Genomic DNA, 6,412 nt, shown 5'->3' with positions numbered 1-6,412 from the left:
CCCGTCGGCGCTCCGGAACGGCGGCCCCGGGGCGGGCAGCGGCGGGCCGGGCACGGCGTCGCCCAGCCCGGTGGCCACGACGAAGTAGTGCGAGAGCAGCACCAGCGCCGCCTCCAGGGGGGAGGTGGCCACCGCCGCGGCCTCCCAGCCCCGGCGCCGGCCCACGGCGGCGGCGAGGACGCCGGTGGCGGCGAGCACTCCCGCGGCGGTGGAGGCGACGTCCAGCCCCAGCCGCCGGGGCCGCCCGGCGTCGCGCCCGTTGACCTCCATCAGCCCGGACAGCGCCTGGACGGCCGCCTCGCTGCCGGGCTGGCCGGCGGGCAGCGCGGCCCCGCCGTACCACGACATGGCGCAGTCGACGCCGGGGGCGTCGGCCAGGGCGGGGTCGAAGAGGCGGAGGCGGCGGCGGCACGTCTCGACCGCCGCCGCCGGCCCCGTGACCGAGCCGCTCACGAGCCGCCCGAGGGGGCCCGGCGGGCGTGGTCCACCGCCCGGGCCAGCTCGGCCACGGTGGGCGCCTCGAACACGGCGGCGGCCCCGAGGTCGACCCCGAAGGCGTCGGCCAGGCGGGCGGCGATCTGGGCCGCCGCCAGCGAGTGGCCACCGAGGGCGAAGAAGTCGTCGTCGGCGCCCACCGAGGGCCGCTCGAGCACCGCCGCCCACACCGATGCGACCACCTCCTCGGTGGCCCCCACGGGGGCCGCCGGGGCCGGCCCGGCCTGCGGCCCGGCGGGCGCCAGGCGGGCCCGCAGCTCGTCCTTCACCACCTTGCCCGACGGGTTGCGGGGCAGCGCGTCCACGACGAACACCCGGTGGGGCACCTTGTGCTCGGCCAGACGCGACCGCACCAGGTCCTGGAGCTCGCGCACGGGCGTCGGCGAGCGGAGCACGACGGCGGCGGCCACGTCCTCGCCGAGCACGGGGTGGGGCACGCCGAACACGGCGGCGTCGGCGACCGCCGGGTGCTCGAACAGCACGTTCTCCACCTCGACGGGCGACACGTTGGACCCTCCCGAGATGACCAGGTCCTTGGCCCGGCCCACCAGGTGGAGCACGCCGTCGTCGTCGAGGCGGCCCAGGTCCCCGGTGCGCACCCAGCCGTCGACGAACACCTCCGCCGTGGCGTCGGGGTCCCGGTGGTACCAGCGGGTGGGCGCGCCCCGCCGGCGCAGCCACACCTCGCCGGTGGCGCCGGGAGGGACGGGGCGACCGGCGTCGTCGGCGACGCGCACCTCGGTCCCGCCCACGGGCCGCCCGACCGCCGTCGGCCGGCGCTCGTCCCACTCCATAATGGTGCGGGCCGCCCCTGCCTCGGTGAGGGCGTAGGCGTTCCACACCGACGCCCCGGGGAACGCCTCGGACAAGCGGGCGAACAGCGCCGGCGGGGCGGGCGAGGAGGAGAGGACGATCCGCCGGACCGAGGCGACGTCGTGGCGGCGCGGCGCGCCGGACGCCACCAGCGCCTGGGCCATGGCGGGCACCAGCTGCAGGCGGGTCACCCGGTGGCGGGCCACCAGGGCGCACAGGGCCTCGGCGTCGAACACGGCCATGACGACGGCCACCCGGCCGGCGATGCGCAGGGGCACGCGCAGCGCCTCCTGGCCCGCCTGGGTCCCGATGGGGAAGGCGTGCAGGAACGACACCGGGCCGGGACCGGGGACGGTGGCGTCGGCGGGCAGGTCGTGGACGAGCAGGTTGCGATGGGAACAGGCCACGCCCTTGGGCGTCCCGGTCGTACCCGACGTGTAGATGATCTCGGCCACGTCGTCGGGGCCGCCGCCGGGGACGGGGGAGGCACCCGCCGCCCCGGACGCCTCCAGGTCGCCGGCAGTGGCCGCCCAGGTTCCGCCCCCGGCCTCGTCCCCGGCCGCGTGTGCGGCGTCGGGGCCGACCACGCCCGACACTCCGGCGTGGTCGAGCACGCCGGCCAGCTCGGGACCGGTGAAGCGCGCACCGAGGGGGACGGCCGCCGCCCCGGCCTTGAGCACGCCCAGGTAGCACACGGCGAAGTCGGCCCACGCCGCGTTCGGGAACACCAGGGCGACCCGGTGGCCGGGCCCGGCGCCGCGGCGGGCCAGGGCGGATGCGACGGCGTCCGAGCGGGCGTCCCAGGACCGGTAGGTCAGCGCCTCGGCGTCGCCCACCCGCAGCGCGACCGCGTCGGGCGCCTCCGCCGCCCGTCGGCGCAGCAGGTCGGGGACCAGCCGGGGCTCGGTCATCCCGGTTCCTGCACCAGCTCGATGGTCACCCCGTCGGGGTCCCGGAGGTAGGCGAGGAGCGTCCCCGCACGGGGCCCGGCGGCCACGACGATGGGACGGTCGCTCACCGGGTGGGCCCCGCACGTGACGGCGTGGGCGTGGGCAGCGTCCATGTCGTGCACCCGCAGGCAGACGTGGACGTTGCCGGGGTGGGCGGTGCCGGGGTCGTAGGGCTCGTCGGCGCGGTCGAGGTAGCGGAGCAGCTCGAGGGCGATCCCGCCGGGGAGGTCGACCCAGCAGCGCTCGATGCGGATCCCCTCGTAACCGACCATGGTGCCGAGCTGCGGCCCCTGAAGCAGGCTCCGGTCGCGCGACGCCACCTCGAGCAGGCGCTCCCAGAAGGCGACCGACCGGTCGAGGTCGGCGACGGTGACGCCCACGTGGTGCACGGCGCCGAAGCGCCCTCCGCCCGTCACGGCGGCGGCGCCGGCGCCGGCGGGCGGCGCCCGAGGAAGGCCACGAGCCGCTCGTGGACGGGCGCGTCGTCGGGCCAGGGGACGGGGGGGGCGAAGGGCCCGCCGGCGACGTCCGGGCCGCGGGGCACGCCGGCCAGCGCCGTGGTCATCTCGTCGTGGGCGGCGGACGCCAGGACCGGGTCGAGGGTGGCGTCCTGGCCGGTGGCGACGGCCAGGTCCCACCCGTGCACGAGGTGGTCCACGAAGTGCATCCGCACGGCCACGGCGCCGGGGAGGGCGCCGAACGGCAGGCGCACGTGGCGGTCGAGCACCCCGGGCTGGTGCCACGCCCGGCGCACCGCCTCGGTGGACGCCGGGTATGCCGCGAGGGGGTCGTCGGCGGGCAGCACGGCCGGCTCGGAACCGGCGGCGACGGCGAAGAGCTCGTTGGCCTCGACCAGGTGCCCGATCAGCGCCCGCACGTCCCACAGCGCGCACGGCGTGGGCAGCCCGAGCTGGTCGGGCCGCACCCGGGCCACCACCGCCGCCGTCGAGTCGAGGGCGGCGTCGTGGAGGGCGACGGGGCCCGGCGCCCCGGCCGGGCCACCGGGCGCCGGCGTCACCCGGGCACCCCCACGCCCTGCGGCCCGCCCGGGTCGGCGGTGCCGACCCGGGGTCGCCGGCGTGTCCCCGGGGAGCGGTGCGTCACCGCCCGCTCCCCCCGCCGGGGGCCTCGGCGCGGGCCGACCCTCGCCACCCCCACGCCGACGAGGCGTCCTCTGGCCCGGTGCTGCCCGCCACGTCACCCCCTTGCGGTCCCCTCACCCGCAGCCTAGTGCCACGCACCTATGTGCGACGCTCGACCGCCCAGCCGGTGACGCCAGGGGTGCCGGGCGACGCTGCCCCTAGTGGCGAAATGCCGGTACCACTAGGCTGCCACCGGTGCCGGCGGGACGGCCCCTGTCGAGCACCAGCGCGGGACCCACACGGAGGTGGCCCATGGTTCAGGCTCGATGCGGATACCGGCGCCTGCTGGGCGTCACGCTCCTCGTGGCCGGGATGCTGGCCGTCGTCGGGCCGCGCCCGGCCGCCGCCGACGTGGCGGCCGTCACGGGCAGCGCCTACGGCTACCGGGCGTTCAACATCTCCCTGTTCGGGGGAGCGCAGCCCGAGCAGGGCCCCGCCCCCCGGGTCAACCTGGCCGCCGACGCGTCGAACAGCCCCCAGGCGGCCACCGCGCCGTCGGCGAGCGTGCAGTACGGGCCGGCCGTGCTGTTCGAGTCGGGCGCCATCGAGGTCCGCTCCGAGGGGAGGACGGGCGCCGGCGGCTCGGTCACCAGCTCCGCCTCGGCCACCGGCGTCGGCCCGGGCCCGTTCACGGCCGGCTCCACGAGGAGCACGTGCACCGCGTCGGAGTCCGCAGTCACCGGCTCGGTGACGATCGCCGACGGGCGGCTGGTCACCAGGACCAACGCCGGGACCGGCGCGCCGGAGACGACGGTCACCGTCCCGGGGAGCCCACCGCCCAACGACACCTACACCGGCACGCTGGACCACGTCGGGGACAGCTTCAGGATCGTGTTCAACGAGCAGGTGGCCAACCCCGACGGGTCGCTCACCGTCAACGCCGCCCATATGTACCTCCTCGGCCCGACGGCGAGGGGCGACCTCGTCATCGGGCAGTCGGTGTGCGGGGTGACCGCCGCCGGGGCGCCCGCCACCACCACGACCGCGCCCGCCACCACCACCACGGCCGTCCCCGCAGCAGCCACCACCACCGCGCCCGACGCCACCACCACCACCGCCCTCTCCGGCGGCTCCGCCGGGGGCACCGCCGCCCCGGGCGCCCGCACGGTGACCGCGGTGAGCGGCGGCGCCTACGGCTACTACGCGAGCGTCGGCCTCTTCGGCGGCCCCCCGGCCACCAGGGGCCCGGCGCCGTCGGTGACGCTGCCCGCCACCGGCGCCGATCCGCCCCTCACCGCGGCCGCCCCCAACGGGAGGGCCGTCTACGGGCCGGCCGAGCTGTTCGTCTCCGGCGCCGTGAGCGTGAGCACCCAGGGCGTGACGGGGCCGGCGGGATCGGCGTCGAGCTCGGCGTCGGTGGCCGAGGTGGGGCCGGGGCCGCTCACCGTGGCGTCGCTGAGCAGCTCGTGCCGCGCCTCGCTCGAGGGAGAGACGGCGTCCACCACCCTCACCGGGGGCGTGCTCACCATCTCGCAGGGCGCCGACGTCGACGCCCCCGCCGACGACCGTGTGGTGCAGCTGCCGGCCGACCCGGCCCCGAACACCACCTACGAGGGTCGCATCGAGAACGTCGGCGACACGTTCCGGGTCGTGCTGAACGAGCAGACCCGCACCCCCGGTGCCATCACGGTCAACGCCGTACACCTGTACCTGCTCGGGCCGGCGGCCGTCGGTGAGCTGGTGATCGGCCAGTCCCGGTGCGCCACCGTGGCGGGCGCCTTCGCCTCCGCCGCGGGGACGGGCGTCGCCGGCGTCCGCCTGGTCGCCACCGGGGCCGGCGTCGGGCGCACCCTGGCCGTGGGCGTGGTGCTGGCCGGCCTCGGCGTGGTGCTGGTGGCCTGGAGCCGCCGCCCCACCGCCGCCCCGCACCGCGCGGACCGTGATTGACCTCGACGAGCTGGCCCGGCCCAGCAGGGCGGAGGACGACGGGCCCCGGCCCCGCCGGCGGCGGCGGTGGACCGGTGCCGTGGTGTCGTACCTCGTCGTCCTCTTCGCCCTCGTCACCGTCAACTTCCTGCTCCCCCGGGCCATGCCCGGCGACCCGATCGACGCCCTGCTGGCCCGGGGGTCGGCGGGGTTCAGCCTGGGCGAGCAGAGCCGGGCCGCCCTCGAGGAGTACTACGGGCTCGACGGCTCGCTCCCCGAGCAGTACGGGAACTACCTGCGCCGCCTCGCCGGCGGCGACCTGGGGCGGTCGATCGTCACCAACGCCCCCGTGTCCGAGGAGATCGGGCGGCGGCTCCCCTGGACCGCGTTGCTCATCGGGACCTCGATGCTCGTGGCGCTGGCCGTCGGGCTGGCCGCCGGCGTGCACGCCGGCTGGCGCCGCGACCGGCCGGCGGACCGGGCGCTGATGACCGCCCTGCTCGCCGTGCGCGAGTTCCCGCCCTTCCTCCTGGCCTCGCTGCTGGTGTTCGTGTTCGCCGTCAAGCTCGACTGGCTGCCGCTGTTCGGCGCCCAGACGCCGTTCTCGGAGTCGTTCAGCCTGGCCGAACGGATCGTGGACGTCGGGCGCCATCTCCTCCTGCCCACGATCGTGCTCGCCGCCGGGCTCACGGTCGGGTACTACCTGCTGATGCGGGCGGGCATGGTGAGCGAGCTGGGCGCCGACTACCTCGTGCTGGGCAGGGCCAAGGGCCTGCGGGAGCGCCGCCTCAAGTACCACTACGCGGCGCGGAACGCGCTGTTGCCGGTGGTCGGCAACACGGCGGTGGAGGTCGGGTTCGCCATAACCGCCAACGTGCTCGTCGAACGGGTCTTCTCCTACCCGGGGGTGGGCGGGCTCCTCTTCGAGGCCATCGGTTCGCGGGACTACCCGACGATCCAGGGAGTGTTCCTGGTGGTCGGCGCCGGCATCGTCACGGTCAACGCGCTGGCCGACCTTCTCTACCGCCGGCTCGACCCGAGGACGGCCCGGTGAGCGTGACGGCGCCCGCCCGCGCCGGCACCGCCGCCCCGGCCCCCGCGCCCGCACCCGGCGGCGCCGCCCGCCGGCCGCCGTCGGTCCTGCGC

Annotated in this window: 6 protein-coding genes; 2 read left to right on the top strand and 4 right to left on the bottom strand. The window is 77.4% G+C overall.

The features are described from left to right. The 4 genes from VM242_08210 to VM242_08195 all read right to left on the bottom strand — a co-directional run. Window positions 1–453: CoA transferase (locus tag VM242_08210; protein ID HVM05140.1), on the bottom strand; the 453-nt coding region annotated here is incomplete at its 3' end. Then, window positions 450–2,219, bottom strand: coding sequence for a non-ribosomal peptide synthetase (locus VM242_08205; protein HVM05139.1), 1,770 nt, complete (start codon window positions 2,217–2,219; stop codon window positions 450–452). The genes VM242_08210 and VM242_08205, both read right to left, overlap by 4 nt. Next, a complete protein-coding gene (locus tag VM242_08200) occupies window positions 2,216–2,674 on the bottom strand; it encodes a VOC family protein (GenBank protein HVM05138.1) in 459 nt (152 codons plus the stop codon). Before VM242_08200 ends, VM242_08205 begins: the two co-directional genes overlap by 4 nt. Further along, window positions 2,671–3,276 (bottom strand): TIGR03086 family metal-binding protein, encoded by a 606-nt coding sequence (locus tag VM242_08195; protein ID HVM05137.1) that lies wholly within the window; start codon window positions 3,274–3,276, stop codon window positions 2,671–2,673. Before VM242_08195 ends, VM242_08200 begins: the two co-directional genes overlap by 4 nt. Before the next feature lie 376 nt (window positions 3,277–3,652). Between VM242_08195 and VM242_08190 the strand changes: the two genes are divergently transcribed. Next, window positions 3,653–5,287, top strand: a complete 1,635-nt coding sequence (locus VM242_08190; protein ID HVM05136.1) for a hypothetical protein — start codon at window positions 3,653–3,655, stop codon at window positions 5,285–5,287. Beyond that, the gene (locus tag VM242_08185; protein HVM05135.1) at window positions 5,280–6,320 is read left to right on the top strand and encodes an ABC transporter permease; all 1,041 of its coding nucleotides are present in this window, start codon (window positions 5,280–5,282) and stop codon (window positions 6,318–6,320) included. Before VM242_08190 ends, VM242_08185 begins: the two co-directional genes overlap by 8 nt. Window positions 6,321–6,412 lie beyond the last annotated feature (92 nt).

The sequence above is a fragment of the Acidimicrobiales bacterium genome, assembly GCA_035540975.1.
Taxonomy (GTDB): Bacteria; Actinomycetota; Acidimicrobiia; order Acidimicrobiales.
Note: the sequence above shows the minus strand (reverse complement) of the source record. Positions and strands in the feature narration are given on the sequence as shown.